Here is a 16519-nt window from a genome sequence, read left to right as displayed (position 1 = left end):
CCGCCTCACTTCACACCGACAGCAGCCCCGTTTTCCACCTGCCGGAACCATGCCGCGACCGGGAGCTCCCGGAGCGTCATCGCGCCGACCGACAGCCGTGAACCCTACCAGCCGCGACCCGCCCTGGAGGAGTCCGTTCTCACCAGCCGAAGGTTAAGAATTCCGGCAGGAACCCTGGCACCACCGACATGCTTCCAACGAGTGACGGCCGGTTCCGATACGCGCCGTACGAAAGCCGTGCACCGCCGCCCGATCAGGGGCCGAGAGGCGGCGTACGAGCGGACCACCGTCACGCCGCGTCAGCGCCGTGGCGGTCCCGTGTCAGGACTCCCGACGAGAGTTGCCGACGTCAGCAAGACCACCCGAACGAGGAGTACGCAAGATGTCGGACCAGTCGATCGAGTCCCCCGGCCGCCGCACCGTCGAGCAGGACCGGCCCGAGCTGCAGAAGGCCGTGCAGGAGTTCGTCGACGCCGGTTTCGGCGGTCTCGAACTGCGGTTGCACGACGAGCACGGCGAGTGGGTCGGTACCGCCGGGATCCGCGAGATCGGGCAGACCGAGCAGCCGCCGGTCGACGGCCGGTTCCGGGTCGGCAGCGTGACCAAGACGTTCGTCTCGACGATCGCCCTGCAACTGGTGGCCGAAGGCAAGCTCGAGCTGGACGGCCCGGTGGCCGGCCACCTGCCCCGGTTCGACCTGGACCCGCGGATCACGCTGCGGATGCTGCTGAACCACACCAGCGGCCTGTTCAACTACACCGGTGAGTACTACCCGGACGGCACCGTCGTCATGGGTCTCCCGGCGACCGGCAAGGACTGGGCGGACAACCGCCTGAAGGGGTACGCGCCGGACGAGCTGGTCGAGTTCGCGCTCGGCAAGCCGGCCAGGTTCGAGCCGGGTGCGGAGTGGAGCTACTCGAACACCAACTACACCGTCGCCGCGCTGGTGGTCGAGGCCGTCACCGACCACTCGCTGTCCGAGGAGCTGCGGAACCGGATCGTCGAGCCGCTCGGCCTGACGGGCACCATCGAGCCCGGTGACCGGACCGACATCCCCGGCCCGCACTCGCACGGCTACTTCCGCTACCAGGACGGCGAGGAGTGGAAGGTCGTCGACGTCACCGAGCAGAACCCGTCGCTGCTGTTCGCGGCCGGCAGCATGATCTCCACCACCCGCGACCTGCACCTGTTCGCGTCGGCACTCCAGGGCGGCAAGCTGATCCCCGCCGACCTCCTGGCCGAGATGCGTAAGCCGGAGCCGATGAGCGGCCCGCTCAACTACGGCCTGGGCCTGTTCACGCAGGACGTCGGCGGCCAGACCCTGTACCACCACAACGGCAGCGCCCCCGGCGGGTACGGCGCCCTGATGTACAGCACCCCCGACGGCTCGAAAACCCTGACCGCCGCCATCACCATGGCCGACGCCGACGTCAACCTCCTGGAAATCTTCCCACCGGCCCTGGACCGCCTGGTCCACACGGTCTTCAACGCGTAAGCGACGAGGGGATCGAACCGTTCCTGGACATCAGTCGGGATCGTCCCGATCGATGGGCGGCCCCGAACGGTGTTGGGTCGCCTGGGTGCCCACTTTCGTGCCCACGGCCGGCGGTAGGAATCGTGTTCCTGGTCCGGGTCCGGGACGGCGGGTCTCCTCGTGCCCCGAGGTACCTGATCCGGCCTGGACGGTCCGATGCCGAACAGCATCCATCTGGTGCTGTCCGGGCGGTGCCGCCCGTCGCCGGAGCTGGTATCCGAGGGCGCGTCTCCCGATCGCGATGGCGGCTGCCTCGTGCCGGGTCGTCTTGCGGGTTGTGGTGCTGGTGGGTCTTTGCCAGTGCTGCGCACCCCACCGGCTGGTGTAGGCGGGATCGACGGCGATGACGGCGATACCGGCCTCGGTCGTCATGGCGAGCAGCCGCGCTCGGAGTTTGCTGGTGGGCAGCCCCGATATCAACTGCCGGAACCGCCGGCGGCGGCCGTGCTGTTCGCGGGTCTTCGAGTCGGTGAAGTCGAGATCCTCCACGGCGATGACGTGCACCCCGGACGACACCGCCCAGCGCAGCAGGCGGGCGAGTGCGTGGCGTACCTGAGCGTCTCGCCGACTGGCAGCGCCCGCGAGGTCGTACGCAAACGTCCGTGGGCGCCCGACGGGGTTGCCGGAGTTGTCGAGCCTCCAGGCCGCGAGGTGATCGGCATTCATGTCCACCCCGATCACCTCACCGGACCGAAGTACGTCGAGTGAGGCCACGGCCGGGACCGTGCGCTTCCAGGAAGCATCGAGGTACCAGCGGTTCTTGCCGGGGTGATGGTGGATTCGGTAGGCGATGGGCCGATGCGCCACGACGCGACCTCGCCACTCGTCGCCGCGGTGTGGAAATGTCACCCGCCCGGTGAGGATGTACCTGCCGTACGGCGCGTTCGCCAGGTGTGTCAACGGTCCCGGGAGCCGAAGGCTGATCTGTCCGTCGGCGGTGACCCGAATGGTTTCGTTCCCGCCACGCTTCCCCGACTCGCCGTCCGCGGAGAGGAACCACCGGTTGGCGGCCCATTCCGCTCGCCACCGCGCCTCGGTCCATCCGGCGGCAGGGAGGTTTGTGCCGCTTCTTCAACAGGCTCTTGCCGCCGCGCACGACGGAGACATGCCCGGTCACCCGGTCGGCATCCACGGCTGCGAGGCGAACTTCCAGTGCAGCGAGCCGACGGGACTTCGCGTGCCATTCCTTGCGGGACCGGTATCCGCCCGGCCGACCCTTGCCGCCAGGCTCTGCGATCGGCTGGGCGAGCCGGTGCCGGATCATCCCAATACCGGCGGCGAGAGACTGGGCATTGCTCTGCTGCGCACGTCTGGCGAGGCTCCATTGAGCGTTCGTCGCCTTCGTGATCGATCCCGCCCACCGCGACGACGACGATGCGGTCAGGTCGCGTTTCCGATCGGACCATCGGGCGCTGTCGTGGTCGAACCCGTCCTGAACCCGGCGCGCCAGATCTCCCGCGGCAAGTCTTCCCAGGTGCTCACCCACAGCGCGAACCACCAACTCGTCGCCGTCGGTCAGCCCTTTGATCCGGTCGCGGATGCTGATCCCGGTCGCCGGGGCGACGGCAAATGGGCGCTGGATGGCTCGGGGCATGCTCCCGATCGTTCCGGGCGGCACCGACATTCCTGAATTGACGTTCTGGGTGCCGGCGAGGACGTCGTACGGCGGGTGCTCGGGAACGAGGCGCGGCGGTGGCGCGAGGCCCGGAGGTGATACGGTCGTGCCTCGCACGAACGTCTAACCCCGACCCGGCGGTCGGGGTTCGTCGGCTGTCGATCGGGGCTGTTAGCTCAGTTGGTTAGAGCACCTCGTTTACACCGAGGGGGTCGGGGGTTCGAGTCCCTCACAGCCCACCGTAAGGAAGAAAGCCGGATCCCTGTGGATCCGGCTTTCTTCGTGACGGCTCAGCCCAAACTCGCCAAGGCGGCTGCGTAGTCGTCGGGGTTGCGGGCCTCGGCGACGGGGTTGACCACCGACCAGCGGATGGTGCTGGTGTGGTCGATGACGAAGGTGCCGCGGAGGGCGCAGCCGCGGTCGGGGTCGAAGACGCCGTACGACGACGCGATCTCACCATGTGGCCAGAAATCGGTCAGCAGGGGGAAATCGAGTCGCTGCGCGTCGGCGTACGCCCTGAGCGTGAACATCGGGTCGCACGAGATCGCCAGGAACTCGGCCCGCGCCAGCAGGTCGGGCCGGTCCCGGAGCGCGGCCAGTTCACTCGTGCAGACCTGGCTGAACGCATACGGATAGAAAACCAGTACGACGTCCCGGTGGCCGGCGTAGTCGCTCAACCGGACCTGTTCGCCGTACTGGTTCCGTGTGCTGAAGTCGGGTGCCCGGCTGCCCGCAGCCGGGACCGTCACCCGCGGCGACCGGACTTCGGAACCACCAACTTGGTGGCCGACCAGTCGTCGGTGACGCTCAGTGTGCTGGTGGTGGCCAGCCCCGCGACCGGAGCGGCCTCGGTGATGTCGCTGGTCTCCACATAGCCGTCGCGGCCGACCTTCGGGGTCAGCAGCCACACCACGCCCCCGGCCTTCAGGTCGGTCAGGATGTCGAAGAACGCGTCGACCAGGTCGCCGTCGTCCTCACGGAACCAGAGCAGGACTGCGTCCACGACCTCGTCGGTGTCCTCACCGGCGAAGTCCTCTCCGGTGATGGCCCGGATCGCATCACGCAGGTCGTCGTCGCAGTCGTCGTCGTACCCGATCTCCTGCACGACCCAGCCGGCCTCCAGGCCCATCCGGGACGCCATGTTCGGCACTCCGCTCTTGCCGTCCGCGTGATCCGCGGTCGCGCTCACGTGTCCTCCTCCGTGGTCCCCGCTTGCCCGGGGGTAGGTGTCAAAGCCACTCAACTAGCGATAGTCCATCGTGACGTACCGCGTCGCGCAAGTATGCACCAGGGTTCCGTGACGTGTCCGGTATGCGCGTGCCGGGTACCGGGCGTGTCCGCTGGCATCACGCCTGGCGAGCCGGAATGGGGCCTTCGGGGAAGGCGAAGTAGAACGCATTCCGAACAGGTGACAGGATTGCGGTGAAGAGAATCCAGAGAGAACGGCAGGACACCGTGGCTTCCGGACACGAACCACCAGCCATCATCACCGAGGGGATGCCCACCCAGCTCCCCGACATCGACCCTGACGAGACGCGTGAATGGGTCGAATCGCTCGACGCCGTCCTGGACGAACGGGGCAAGGCGCGAGCGCGCTACCTGATGCTCAAGCTGATCGAGCGAGCCCGGGAGCGACAGGTCGGAGTGCCCGCACTGCGGAGCACCGACTACATCAACTCGATCCCACCCGAGCGGGAGCCCTGGTTCCCCGGCGACGAGCACATCGAGCGCCGGATCCGGGCCTTCATCCGGTGGAACGCCGCGGTGATGGTGAGCAAGGCGAACCGCAAGGGCCTGGAGGTCGGCGGCCACATCGCCACCTACCAGTCGGCCGCCAGCCTGTACGAGGTCGGTTTCAACCACTTCTTCCGGGGCAAGGACCACCCGGGCGGCGGTGACCAGATCTTCATCCAGGGCCATGCCTCCCCCGGTATGTACGCGCGCGCCTTCCTCGAGGGCCGGCTGAGCGCGGACGCGCTGGACGGGTTCCGCCAGGAGGTGTCGCGCGGGCCGCACAACGGCCTGTCGTCGTACCCGCACCCGCGGCTGATGCCGGACTTCTGGGAGTTCCCGACGGTCTCGATGGGGCTCGCCGCGCTGAACTCGATCTACCAGGCGCGCTTCAACCGGTACCTGCACAACCGCGGCATCAAGGACACCAGCCAGCAGCACGTCTGGGCGTTCCTCGGTGACGGCGAGATGGGCGAGCCGGAGTCGCTCGGCGCGATCGGCCTGGCCGCGCGCGAGGAGCTCGACAACCTCACCTTTGTGATCAACTGCAACCTGCAGCAGCTGGACGGACCGGTCCGCGGCAACGGCAAGGTCATCCAGGAACTGGAGGCCTACTTCCGCGGCGCCGGCTGGAACGTCATCAAGGTGATCTGGGGCCGTGAGTGGGACAGCCTGCTGGCCCAGGACCACGACGGCGCGCTGGTGAACAAGATGAACACCACCCCGGACGGCCAGTTCCAGACGTACTCCGTGGAGTCCGGTGAGTACATCCGGAACAACTTCTTCGGCGGCGACGCGCGCCTGCGCCAGATGGTCAGCGGCCTGTCCGACGAGGACCTGCGCAAGCTGCCGCGCGGCGGTCACGACTACCGCAAGGTGTACGCCGCGTTCAAGAGCGCGACCGAGCACGTCGGGCAGCCGACCGTGATCCTCGCCCAGACCATCAAGGGCTGGACGATCGAGGCGCTGGAGGGCCGGAACGCGACCCACCAGATGAAGAAGCTGACCTCGGACGACCTGAAGGCGTTCCGCGACCGGCTGTACCTGCCGATCGAGGACAAGGATCTCGAGGACGCGTACAACCCGCCGTACTTCCACCCCGGCACCGACTCGCCGGAGTACCAGTACATGATGGAGCGGCGTAAGCAGCTCGGCGGTTCGCTGCCGCAGCGCCGGGTCGCGCCGAAGACCTCGCTGAAGCTGCCGGGCGACGCCGTCTACCAGCCGCTGAGCAAGGGCAGCCACCAGCCGGTGGCGACCACGATGGCGCTGGTCCGGCTGTTCCGGGACCTGATGAAGGACCCGGAGATCGGCGACCGGATCGTCCCGATCGCCCCCGACGAGTACCGCACGTTCGGTATGGACTCGATGTTCCCGACGGCGAAGATCTACTCGCCGCACGGGCAGCAGTACGAGGCCGTCGACCGCAACCTGCTGCTCTCCTACAAGGAGTCCGAGCAGGGTCAGCTGCTGCACGAGGGCATCAGCGAAGCCGGCGCGATGGGCTCGATGATCGCCGCCGGTACGTCGTACGCGACGCACGGCGAGCCGATGATCCCGTTCTACATCTTCTACTCGATGTTCGGCTTCCAGCGGACCGGTGACTCGCTCTGGGCGTTCGGCGACCAGCTCGGCCGCGGCTTCCTGGTCGGCGCGACCGCCGGGCGTACGACGCTGACGGGTGAGGGACTGCAGCACGCGGACGGTCACTCGCCGCTGCTCGCCTCCACGAACCCGGCGGCGGTGCACTACGACCCGGGCTTCGCCTACGAGGTCGCGTACATCGTCAAGGACGGCCTGCGCCGGATGTACGGCTACGGTCTGGACGACGCCAAGCCGTTCGGCGAGGACGTCTTCTACTACCTGACGGTCTACAACGAGCCGGTGGCGCAGCCTGCCGAGCCGGAGAACCTCGACGTCGCGGGTCTGCTGAAGGGCATGTACCGCTTCAACGAGGGGCAGACCGCGGACGGCGACGAGGCGCCGCGGGTGCAGCTGCTCGGCTCCGGTGTCGCACTGCCGTGGGTGCTGAAGGCCCAGCAGATCCTCGCCGAGGAGTACTCCGTGGCCGCGGACATCTGGTCCGTGACCTCGTGGAACGAGCTGCGCCGGGACGCCGTCGCGGCCGAGGAGCACAACCTGCTGCGCCCGGAGGAGCCGGAGCAGGTGCCGTTCGTCACCGAGCAACTGAAGGACACCAAGGGTCCGGTCGTTGCCGTCAGCGACTTCATGCGCGCGGTGCAGGACCAGATCTCCCGCTGGGTGCCGAACGACTACACCTCGCTCGGGACCGACGGCTGGGGCCTGGCCGACACCCGGGCGGCGGCACGGCGGCACTTCCACGTCGACGCCGAGTCGATCGTGGTCGCGACGCTGGAGATCCTCGCCAAGCGCGGTGACGTGAAGCCGGAGGTCGCCGCCGAGGCGGCCCGCAAGTACCGCATCGACGACCCGACCGCGGTCGCCGGCGTGAAGCAGGAGGGCGCCGGCGCCTGACCCCGCCACGCCTGCCCGACGGGCCGCTCACCACCCCGGTGAGCGGCCCGTCGCCGTTCTACGCTCGAACTCATCGGGCCCCGTCGGCTGGTGGTCAGGGTGGCGACGTGGGTCTTGGGGGGCGCGCCCGTAGGTACTGGATCGAGCTCTGAATCAGCCGCCGCCGAACCATTGCAGGAGGCACGCCAACCTTTTAAGCTTCGGATACCAGAAACTAATTCCGGTATTCTGAAGGAGCGAAGATGCGGGTGGCGCTCGCCGGACTCGGGGACATCGGCCTCGGCGCGCATCTGCCGGCCCTGCTCCGGCATCCGGACGTCGAGGTCGTGCAGCTGTGCGATCCCGATCCACGCCGCCGGGCAGCCGCCGCCGAACAGCTGAAGGCGAGACCGGTCGAGATCGGTGCGGAAGTCGACATCGATGCTGTCGACGGTGTCGTCCTCGCCACCCCACCCTGGGTCACTCCCGAGCTGACCGTTCGCTACGCCCGCGCCGGTCTCTTCGTCCTCGCCGAGAAGCCGGTGGCCACCTCGACCGAGGCAGCCCGGATCTACGAGCAGCTGACCGACGACCAGCGCCACCGCGTGCAGGTCGGCCTGACCTACCGCCACGACCCCGCGATCCAGCAACTCAAGACCTGGATCGACAACGGCACCCTCGGTACGCCGGTCCTCGCCCGCGCACACATCTACGACGAACCGCGCGACGCCACGAACCCCGAACACACCGCCCGAATCACCGCGACGCTCGCCCACGGCACCCCCGTAGTCCACGAAGGCGCCCACGTCTTCGACTGGCTCAGCCACCTCCTCGGCGGTCAACCCGCCAGTTGTGACGACGCGTGGTCGCACCAGACCCGCCCAGATCTCCCGGCCCCCAACGTGACCGGCGCCCGTCTCAGCTACCCCGGCGGTCACCAAGCCCTCGTCGAGTTCGGCTGGCTCACCACCGCACTCTCCCGCTGCGAGCTGACGTTCCTGGGCGACCGAGGGCTCGCGACGCTGGACGGCTTCACGTTCGACCTCCAGCTGACGACCGCCGACGGCCGCCGCGACATCACCTTCCCGGGCGATCGCACGACCCGCTGCTTCGACCGCCAGCTGCAACGCTTCACCGACCTGTACGACGGCACGCGCAAAGCCGGCGAACCCTCGCTCGACGACGGGATCGCCGCCCTGCGCACCGCCGAACTCGTCGCCGGGAGGGCCCGATGACCTTCGTCCGCTGGCCGCACGCGACCCGCACCCAGCTCGCCGAACTGTTGCCCGAAGCAATCGTCATCGTCCCGGTCGGCGCCACCGAACAACACGGCCCGCACCTGGCCACCGGCACCGACTGGATGCTCGCGCAATCCGTCACCGAACAGGCCGTCGCGCTGGTCCACGACCGGTCGCCTCGTCCGCTCGTCCTCGCGCCCACCGTCCCGTACGGCGCCTCGGATCACCACCTCCCGTTCGGCGGCACGCTGTCGCTCTCCCCCGAGACCTTGCTCGCCGTACTGCTCGACCTAGCTCGCTCACTGCACGCCGGCGGCGGACGCAGGCTGCTCTTCGTCAACGGCCACGGCGGCAACATCGGCGTCTGTCACGCAGCGGCCGCCGCTGCGTCGACGCGATACGACGTGAACGTCGCGCATCTCGATTACTGGCGGCTCGCGCGCGAGTGCGACGTACCCGTGCCTGGCCATGCGGGGGCGTTCGAGACCGCGTTGATGCTGGCGCTGGACGCGGCGTTCGTTGCCGAGCGCAAGAACCCCAGGCCCGATCCGCCGAGCGGGCCCGAGGTCGACGACGTCGCGCTGCACACGGCGGCGAGCTGGCAGCGGATCGACGGGTACACGGACCGCCCGGAGCTGGCCGATGCGGCGACCGGCCGGAAGTGGTTCGACCAGGTGGCGGCCGCGCTCGGCGACCGTCTTCTCGAACTGGCGGAGGTGCTGTGATCGACTTCCATACCCACACCCCGGCGTGGGAGACCGCGACCTGGCTGGGAGGGACGCCCTTCGGTGCGGACGAGTTCGTCGGGTTCATGGACTCGGCCGGGATCGAGCACGCGGTCGTGCTGAGTCACGACGGGCTGTTCGATCCGACGCCGGAGTCGAACGACCGGCTGGCCGAGTTCGTCCGCGCGTACCCCGACCGGATGACCGGCTTCGGCACGGTCGCCGTACGGCGGAAGACCGCGGTGGACGAGGCCGAGCGGATGGTCGGTGAGCTCGGACTGCGCGGGCTGAAGCTGCACCCGTGGCTGCAGGGCTTCAGCATGCACGAGCTGTCACTGGACCCGATCTGCGAGGTCATCACGTCGGTCGGTGGCGTCCTGCTCAGCCACGACGGTACGCCGCCGTACTCGACGGCCGGCCAGATCGCGGCCCTCGCCCGCCGGCATCCGAAGCTGCGCGTGGTGCTCGGTCACGGCGGCCTGCACGACCTGTGGCGTGAGGCGCTGGTGATGACGCAGGAGACCCCGAACCTCTACCTGTGCATCTGCGGTACGCCGCCGTACGCCGCGCGCCGGATCCTGCAGGAAGCGCCGCCGGACAAGGTGATCTTCGGGACCGACGCCGGCCTGTCGGACAAGGCCAGCCAGGACTACGCGGTCGCCCGGGTCAAGGAGATCGACGGCTGGGGCATCACCGACGCACAGCGGCACGCGATGCTCGTCGACAATCCGCGCCGCCTCCTGGAGCCCGCGTGACGGCCACCATCGCAACGATCCAGACCGCGCGGGTCAGCCTGCGTGCCGCCCCGGATCTCCTGGTCAGAGGCGCCCGCGGCCCGCACGACCGCTCCGACTTCCTGCTCGTCCGCATTGTCACCAGCGATGGCGTCGAAGGGTACGGCGAGGTCAGCGCGACCCCGATCTGGTCCGGCGAGGACGGAACGTCCGCCGAACACTTCATCCGCACCGCCATCGCGCCGGCGCTGCTCGACCGGCCGTTGACTCCGGTGGGTGCCGCGGAAGACCTGATGGACAAGGTGCTGCGCGGCAACCCGTTCACGAAAGCCGGCGTCTCGATCGCGCTCTGGGACGCGTTCGCCCGCACCCTGGACGTCCCACTCGCCGTCGCGTTGGGCGGCCCGTATCGCACCGAGATCCCGATCAAACTCTCGCTCTCCGGCGATGACGACGAACTGGAACGCGCCTACGCCGCGGCGACCAGCGCCGGCTTCGGCGCGTTCAAGGTGAAGGTCGGCCTCGGCCTGGACGGCGACCTCCATCGGGTACGGCGAGCTCGCGATCTCGCCGGCGCCGCGTTCCTGGGCACCGACGCGAACGGTGGGTGGTCCCGCGCTGACGCACACCGGGCGATCCCGGAGCTGAAGGCGCTCGGCGTGCAGTTCGTGGAGCAACCGCTCGAGCCCCGTGACCTCCGCGGTGCCCGTGAGCTCAGAGGCTTGGGACTACCGGTGATCGCGGACGAATCGGTCTTCGACGCCCGCGACCTGCTCGACGTCGTCGAGGCACAAGCAGCCGATGTCGTGAGTGTCTATGTGGGCAAGAGCGCCGGGCCGGGACGTGCGGTGCGGATGGGACAGCTCGCGGCAGCGCACGGGATCGACGTACTGCTCGGGTCGAACGGGGAGTTGGGCCTGGGCGCCGCGGCACAGTTGCACGTCGCGGCGGCGCTGCCCCGACTGTCGACGTACCCGAGCGACATCATCGGCGCGCATTACTACACCGAGGACGTGCTCGCGAAGCCGCTCGACAGTGACGGACGGCGGGTACGGCTGACCGACGAGCCCGGTCTGGGAGTGACCTTGCGAGACGACCTGTTGCGGGAGTTCCGATGATCGTCGATGTTCACGCGCACACCCCGACGCACCGCGACGCGGTGCCCGCGGACGAGCGGCGGGTGTACCCGAACTGGCGCAACGACCGGCCGGTCGTGACCACGAACTCGTGGGCCGACTACGACGAGGCGATGGCCGCGGCCGACGTCACCATCGTGTTCAACATCGCCGTCGACGACCCGCTGACGCTGACAGGCCTGCCGTATCCGCCGGAGCGCTGCAACGACGCAACCGCCGAGTTCGTGCGTGGCAACCCGGCCAAGCGGATCGGGTTCATGTCGGTCAACCCGACGCTCCCGGGCGCCTTGGAGGAGGCCGACCGTTGCCGCGAGCTCGGTCTGGTCGGCGTGAAGCTCGGTCCCAACTACCAGAACTTCGACCCGCTCGGTGAGCCCGCGCTGGCGTTCTACGACTACTGCCAGCGCCACAGCCTGCCGATCCTGTTCCACTCCGGCGCTTCCCCGATGCGGCACGCGCCCCTGCGATACACGTATCCGCTGGTCACCGACGAGATCGCCCTGCGGTACCCCGAACTCCGGATCGTCATGGCGCACATGGGCCACCCGTGGAGCCGCGAGACCGTCGTGACGGTGCGCAAACACCCCCACGTGTACGCCGACGTGTCGTCGATCTACCTGCGGCCGTGGGTGCTGTACCAGTCGCTGATCAACGCGGTCGAGTGGGGCGCGACCGGCAAGCTGCTGCTCGGTTCGGACTTTCCGATCGCCAACACCGGCGAAGCGATCGCCGGCCTGTACACCGTCAACGACATGCTCGAGGGCACGAAGTTCCCGCGCGTCCCCGACGAGGTCGTCGACGGTATCGTGCACGCCGACGCGCTCGGCGCCCTCGGGCTGGAGGTGCCCGCATGATCATCGACGCCCACGTCCGGATCGGCGACGGCCGCGAGGTCAGCCTGAAACCGGCCGATCTGCTCACCACGATGGATGCCCTCGGCATCGATCAGGCGATGGTCGCGCCGTCCGAACGCTGCATCGCCTACGACAACCGCGAGGGCAACGCGGCCACCACCGCGGCCGCCAGGGAGTCGAACGGCCGCCTGCTCGCGTACGCCGTCGCCAACCCGTGGCCCGGCCGTGCCGCGCTCGACGAACTCGACCGCGCGCGCGACGACGGCGCGGTGGCGCTGGCCGTCGACTCGGTCCTGCAAGGGTTCGACCTGCTCGACGGCCTGCTCGACCCACTACTCGACTTCGCCGCAGGCGCCGGCTGGTTCGTCTACGTCCGCACCGGTACGCCGGCCAACGCGCTCCCGCTGCCACTGGCCAGCCTCGCACGACGCCGCCCCGAGCTGCCGGTCGTGATGGGCAAGAGCGGCGCCACCGACTTCTGGATCGACGCGATTCCGGCGCTGCTGCACGCCACCAACCTGTACGGCGACACGTCGTACGCACCGTGGGACACGGTGCTCAGCGGGTTCCTCGCCGAGCCCGGCATCGGGGCCGAACGCCTGGTGTTCGCGACCGACTCGCCGTACACCGTGCCGATCGCGGAGGTGGACCGGATCCGGGACTGGCCGGTCGATCCGGAGCAGCAGGCAGCGGTGTTCGGCGGCAATCTCGCCCGGCTCCTGGGCCGAGGGTGACCACAGTGCTCAGAGAAGGGGAGGAACGCATGGCCACCACCGAGGTCAGGGCCGAGCTGAGGTCTACGGATGCGTCGCAGCTGGTGCGCGGCGTGTCACCGGTACTGGAGGTTCCGTTCACCGCCGAGGGCGAGGTGGACTACGACGGCTTCGACCGGGTGGTGCGGTACGTGCTGGGCACCGGCGTCACCAGCACGATGTTCCCGGGTTTCGCCTCGGAGTTCCACAAGCTCTCCGAGGACGAGCGCCGGCGGCTGACCGAGATCCTGCTCTCCCACACGCGAGACCGCACCGACGTCGCCGCGGTGGTCGCCGTACAGGATCACGCGACGCAGCTGGCGGCGCGGCGGGCACGCGAGTCCGTGGCGGCCGGGGCGGACCTGATCAACCTGCTGCCCCCACACTTCCTGTCACCGTCACGCGGTTCGCTCGAGCAGCATGTGCGGGCGGTCCTGACGGCGATCGACCCGGTGCCGATGGTGCTGCAGTACGCGCCCACCGAGACCGGCACGAGCCTGGACGCCGACCTGCTGCGAACGATCGCCACCGACCACCCGAACCTGCGCCTGGTGAAGGTCGAGTCCAGCCCACCCGGTCCGCTGATCGCCGAACTCGCCGAAGGCACCCCGCCGCTCGCGGCCGTCGAGGGGTACGCCGGCGTGCAGCTTCCCGACGCCGTCCGCCGCGGCGCGGTCGGAACCCAGCCCGGCTGTTCCCTGACCGAGGTGTACGTCGAGATCTGGCACCGCCTCACCACCGGCGACGGTGAGGCCGGAGTCGACCTGCACCGCCGCCTGCTCCCGTACATCTCCTACTGGATGCTCGACACCGAACGCATCATCGCCGCCGAGAAACTGATCTCGGTCCGCCGAGGCCTCTTCGCCAGCCCGTACTGCCGCGAGCCCGCTCACCGCCTCGACCCGGAGGAGATCCGCATGGTCGACCGGCTGCTCGCGGAGTTCGCCGACCTCCTCCCACCCCTCGGCGAACCCACCGCACCGAAGAACGGGTAATACCCCCGCGCAACGCCGTCCGCGCGGGCGGGACTGTGGTGACCTCAGGGGTTGCGGAGGCGGGCGGTCAGGGCGTGGCCGTGCATTAGTTCGGCGTCGGCGATGGCGGCTGTTGAGGGTGCGATCGTGCGGGCGCCCTCGGGGGTCAGGCGTTGGTAGGTGACGGTCTTGAGGAACTTCCCGACCCAGAGGCCGCCGGTGTAGCGGGCGGCCCGGCCGGTGGGGAGGACGTGGTTGGTGCCGATCGACTTGTCGGAGAACGCCACGGTCGCCTCCGGGCCGATGAAGAGCGAGCCGTAGTTGCGGAGGTTCGCGGCGTACCAGTCGTCGTCGCTGGTCTGGATCTCGAGGTGCTCGGGCGCGTAGCTGTCCGAGACCTGTACGGCCTCCTCGCGCGACTCACAGACGACGACCGTGCCGTGGTCGCGCCATGCGGCTCCCGCGACCTCCACCGTCGGCCAATCGCCCGCGAGCCAACGGTCGGCCTCCGCGATGACCGACGTACCGAAGTCGCGGGAGGTGGTGACCAGGAGGGCCGGGCTGTTGGGACCGTGTTCGGCCTGACCGAGCAGATCGGCGGCGACGAGGCGCGGGTCGGCGGACTCGTCCGCGATCACCGCGACTTCGGTGGGACCGGCCAGCAAGTCGATCCCGACGGTGCCGAAGAGCTGGCGTTTGGCCTCCGCGACGTACGCGTTGCCGGCGCCGACGACCAGGTCGACCGGCGGCACGTCCTCGATGCCGAAGGCAAGGGCCGCGAACGCCTGGACGCCGCCCAGGCACACGATCACGTCCGCGCCCGCGAGGTTCATGGTGTACAACTGCGGACCGTAGATACCTTGCGCGTCCCGAGGCGGCGCGACTGCCACGACGGTGTCCACCCCCGCGACCTTCGGCACGGTCACGGTCATGATCGACGACGCGATCAGGGGGTAGCGACCGCCCGGCGCATAGGAACCTACCTTGGCCACGGGAACGTGCCGATGGCCAAGGACGACACCTGGCAGCGTCTCCGTCTCCAGGTCGGTCATGGTGGCGCGTTGAGCCCGCGCGAACCCTTCCACCTGGGAGCGCGCGAACTCGAGGTACGCCGCCAGCTCCTCGTCGACCGTCTCCGCGGCGGCCTTGATCCGGTCGGCGGAGACCACGAACGACTCCGGCTCCCACCGATCGAGCTGGGCCGACCAGCGGCGGATCGCGGTCGCACCCTCGCGCTCGACCTCGGACAGGATCCGGCTGACGGTGTCGATCACCTCCTGCTGCCGCTCGACCCGCTGCGGCCACCCCGTCTTCAGGTGTTCGGCCATGAGAGATCGCCTCCTAATGTCCTGCGTAACAGCGCGAGATGGCCGCGAAGATACGCGCCGGACGGTCCCGGAGGTAATGGTCGTAGACCGACAGGAGTGGACCACTCCCCCGCAGGATCCAGCCGGTGTCCTCCTCGAACCCGCCGTTGCGCAGCGACAGCCCGACCGTCTCGACGTGGTCCACACCGACGTCGATGTACCGCCCGGAAACATCTTTCAGGACATGCAGCCGGAACGTCAGGTCCACGACGTCGCGCCCGGCAACGTACTGCGTGACGTCGACCGGACCCTCCATACCGTCACCATTGGTCCACACGGGCCAGCGCTGCTCGTACATGTCCATGGTCCAGACCACGGTGTCGTCGATCAGCATCTCCAGCTGGTAGCAGCCCGGTTCGATGCCGGGTGCGAGGAACCAGCGGTGGTACCAGAACGACACTTCGTACCGCGCCATCCGTGGGTCGACAGTGACCTGCTGACTGGCCGACGCGGTCGTCCCAGCCGTGGCTCGCGACCGCGAGTTGATCAGCGCGAGCCGCCCGTCGCCGTACAGCGCCTTGTTGTCGGCCGTCGGCGCCGGGCCGTCGTCGATCTGGGTGCCGTACGAGATCACGCCGGGGATGCGACCCGCGGCGACGTACTGCGCCGCCGTGGTGAGCGTGGCGGTGCAGTACTCCGGGGTCGCGTGCAACGGGGCGTCGAGAAAGCGACCGGTGTAGATCAGCGGGATGAGTTCCAATCCGCGCGGATCGGTGAGCGCGAGGATCTCGTCCAGACAGGAGCCGAGCGATTCGGCGACGGTGGTGTTCTCATGGGGACCGTCGAGAAACGGGTAGATGATCCCGTCCACGAACTCGGCGTACTTGTCCAGGAACTCCGGGCTGGTCGCCATCCCGAAGTACGCGCAGGTGTAGAACCGCAGTTCCGGGGCGATGGCGGACGCCGCGGCGAGGAACTCACGCATGTACTCCGGTGTGAACAGCTTCGCGTTGTCGCCGCATTCGAAGTCGTCGATCGCCCAGGCCCGGAAGTTCGGGTACTTCACGGCGAGCTCGGCGAACGCGGTCGCCCAGCCGACGTAGTCGAGCCGGTACGGGCGGGAGGCGCGGCCGTACTCCGAGGTCTCGGTCGGCGGCACGATGTACGGGATCACGTCGATGCCGGCGGCCGCGGCGGCGGGCAGGAACTCGTCGCGCAGGTCGTCGAAGTCGGTGGCCGAGTCCCAGATGCAGTACAGGTAGGTGTTCGCGTTCAGGTCGAGCAGCCGCCGGATCAGCGCCGGGGTGTCGAGGTGCCGGTAACCGTCCGCGCGCGGCGCGCGTTCGCGGAGCGCGGCGCCGACGGTGTTGCCACCGGTGAGCGTGGCCTTGAGACCGCCGGCGGGCTGGGGATACGGACCGTGCGTGGCCATCGGAACCACTCC

Annotated in this window: 15 protein-coding genes and 1 tRNA gene; 11 read left to right on the top strand and 5 right to left on the bottom strand. The window is 69.0% G+C overall.

Annotation, left to right across the window (positions count from 1 at the left end; all coding sequences use genetic code 11):
• Positions 1-382 precede the first annotated feature (382 nt).
• Complete coding sequence (locus ACFYRH_RS11350) at positions 383-1495, top strand: serine hydrolase domain-containing protein (protein WP_387771881.1); 1113 nt, start codon at positions 383-385, stop codon at positions 1493-1495.
• Positions 1496-1525: 30 nt separating this feature from the next.
• Here ACFYRH_RS11350 and ACFYRH_RS11345 read toward each other — a convergent pair whose 3' ends face one another.
• The gene (locus ACFYRH_RS11345) at positions 1526-2341 is read right to left on the bottom strand and encodes a hypothetical protein (RefSeq protein WP_387771878.1); all 816 of its coding nucleotides are present in this window, start codon (positions 2339-2341) and stop codon (positions 1526-1528) included.
• 253 nt (positions 2342-2594) lie between these two features.
• Here ACFYRH_RS11345 and ACFYRH_RS11340 point away from each other — a divergent pair, with 253 nt between their 5' ends.
• Complete coding sequence (locus ACFYRH_RS11340; RefSeq protein ID WP_387771875.1) at positions 2595-3164, top strand: hypothetical protein; 570 nt, start codon at positions 2595-2597, stop codon at positions 3162-3164.
• Between the two features lie 150 nt (positions 3165-3314).
• A tRNA-Val gene (locus ACFYRH_RS11335) sits at positions 3315-3388 on the top strand.
• 51 nt (positions 3389-3439) lie between these two features.
• Here ACFYRH_RS11335 and ACFYRH_RS11330 read toward each other — a convergent pair.
• Positions 3440-3898: a peroxiredoxin gene (locus ACFYRH_RS11330; protein ID WP_387771872.1), complete on the bottom strand. Its 459-nt coding sequence runs from the start codon at positions 3896-3898 to the stop codon at positions 3440-3442.
• Positions 3895-4338, bottom strand: coding sequence for a DUF3052 domain-containing protein (locus tag ACFYRH_RS11325; RefSeq protein ID WP_387771869.1), 444 nt, complete (start codon positions 4336-4338; stop codon positions 3895-3897). Before ACFYRH_RS11325 ends, ACFYRH_RS11330 begins: the two co-directional genes overlap by 4 nt.
• 308 nt (positions 4339-4646) lie before the next feature.
• Between ACFYRH_RS11325 and aceE the strand changes: the two genes are divergently transcribed.
• The 8 genes from aceE (at position 4647) to ACFYRH_RS11285 (ending at position 13789) form a co-directional block, all read left to right on the top strand.
• Positions 4647-7376, top strand: a complete 2730-nt coding sequence (aceE, locus tag ACFYRH_RS11320) for a pyruvate dehydrogenase (acetyl-transferring), homodimeric type (RefSeq protein ID WP_387775236.1) — start codon at positions 4647-4649, stop codon at positions 7374-7376.
• Positions 7377-7618: 242 nt separating this feature from the next.
• On the top strand, positions 7619-8590 hold the full coding sequence (locus ACFYRH_RS11315; RefSeq protein WP_387771866.1) for a Gfo/Idh/MocA family protein: 972 nt from the start codon (positions 7619-7621) through the stop codon (positions 8588-8590).
• Positions 8587-9318 carry a creatininase family protein gene (locus ACFYRH_RS11310; protein WP_387771863.1) on the top strand — a complete coding sequence of 244 codons (732 nt, stop codon included), beginning with the start codon at positions 8587-8589 and terminating at the stop codon, positions 9316-9318. The genes ACFYRH_RS11315 and ACFYRH_RS11310 overlap by 4 nt, the downstream gene beginning before the upstream one ends.
• A complete protein-coding gene (locus ACFYRH_RS11305; protein ID WP_387771860.1) occupies positions 9315-10073 on the top strand; it encodes an amidohydrolase family protein in 759 nt (252 codons plus the stop codon). Before ACFYRH_RS11310 ends, ACFYRH_RS11305 begins: the two co-directional genes overlap by 4 nt.
• Entirely contained in the window at positions 10070-11170 is a 1101-nt protein-coding gene (locus ACFYRH_RS11300; RefSeq protein WP_387771857.1) for a mandelate racemase/muconate lactonizing enzyme family protein, read from the top strand. The genes ACFYRH_RS11305 and ACFYRH_RS11300 overlap by 4 nt, the downstream gene beginning before the upstream one ends.
• The gene (locus ACFYRH_RS11295) at positions 11167-12042 is read left to right on the top strand and encodes an amidohydrolase family protein (RefSeq protein WP_387771854.1); all 876 of its coding nucleotides are present in this window, start codon (positions 11167-11169) and stop codon (positions 12040-12042) included. The genes ACFYRH_RS11300 and ACFYRH_RS11295 overlap by 4 nt, the downstream gene beginning before the upstream one ends.
• Positions 12039-12776 (top strand): amidohydrolase family protein, encoded by a 738-nt coding sequence (locus ACFYRH_RS11290; RefSeq protein ID WP_387771851.1) that lies wholly within the window; start codon positions 12039-12041, stop codon positions 12774-12776. Before ACFYRH_RS11295 ends, ACFYRH_RS11290 begins: the two co-directional genes overlap by 4 nt.
• A 29-nt stretch (positions 12777-12805) precedes the next feature.
• The gene (locus ACFYRH_RS11285; RefSeq protein WP_387771848.1) at positions 12806-13789 is read left to right on the top strand and encodes a dihydrodipicolinate synthase family protein; all 984 of its coding nucleotides are present in this window, start codon (positions 12806-12808) and stop codon (positions 13787-13789) included.
• 44 nt (positions 13790-13833) lie between these two features.
• On the opposite strand, the gene hisD is transcribed toward ACFYRH_RS11285, so the two are convergent.
• Positions 13834-15096, bottom strand: coding sequence for a histidinol dehydrogenase (hisD, locus tag ACFYRH_RS11280; RefSeq protein ID WP_387771845.1), 1263 nt, complete (start codon positions 15094-15096; stop codon positions 13834-13836).
• Between the two features lie 13 nt (positions 15097-15109).
• A complete protein-coding gene (locus tag ACFYRH_RS11275; protein ID WP_387771842.1) occupies positions 15110-16507 on the bottom strand; it encodes a hypothetical protein in 1398 nt (465 codons plus the stop codon).
• Positions 16508-16519 lie beyond the last annotated feature (12 nt).

The organism is Kribbella sp. NPDC004875 (genome assembly GCF_042873375.1).
GTDB lineage: Bacteria > Actinomycetota > Actinomycetes > Propionibacteriales > Kribbellaceae > Kribbella.
Note: the sequence above shows the minus strand (reverse complement) of the source record. Positions and strands in the feature narration are given on the sequence as shown.

Coding starts and splice junctions, on each gene's coding strand:
- ACFYRH_RS11350 (WP_387771881.1), top strand. CDS start 383: ATGTCGGACCAGTCGATCGAGTCCCCCGGCCGCCGCACCGTCGAGCAG.
- aceE (WP_387775236.1), top strand. CDS start 4,647: ATGCCCACCCAGCTCCCCGACATCGACCCTGACGAGACGCGTGAATGG.
- ACFYRH_RS11315 (WP_387771866.1), top strand. CDS start 7,619: ATGCGGGTGGCGCTCGCCGGACTCGGGGACATCGGCCTCGGCGCGCAT.
- ACFYRH_RS11310 (WP_387771863.1), top strand. CDS start 8,587: ATGACCTTCGTCCGCTGGCCGCACGCGACCCGCACCCAGCTCGCCGAA.
- ACFYRH_RS11295 (WP_387771854.1), top strand. CDS start 11,167: ATGATCGTCGATGTTCACGCGCACACCCCGACGCACCGCGACGCGGTG.
- ACFYRH_RS11290 (WP_387771851.1), top strand. CDS start 12,039: ATGATCATCGACGCCCACGTCCGGATCGGCGACGGCCGCGAGGTCAGC.
- ACFYRH_RS11285 (WP_387771848.1), top strand. CDS start 12,806: ATGGCCACCACCGAGGTCAGGGCCGAGCTGAGGTCTACGGATGCGTCG.
- hisD (WP_387771845.1), bottom strand. CDS start 15,096: ATGGCCGAACACCTGAAGACGGGGTGGCCGCAGCGGGTCGAGCGGCAG.
- ACFYRH_RS11275 (WP_387771842.1), bottom strand. CDS start 16,507: ATGGCCACGCACGGTCCGTATCCCCAGCCCGCCGGCGGTCTCAAGGCC.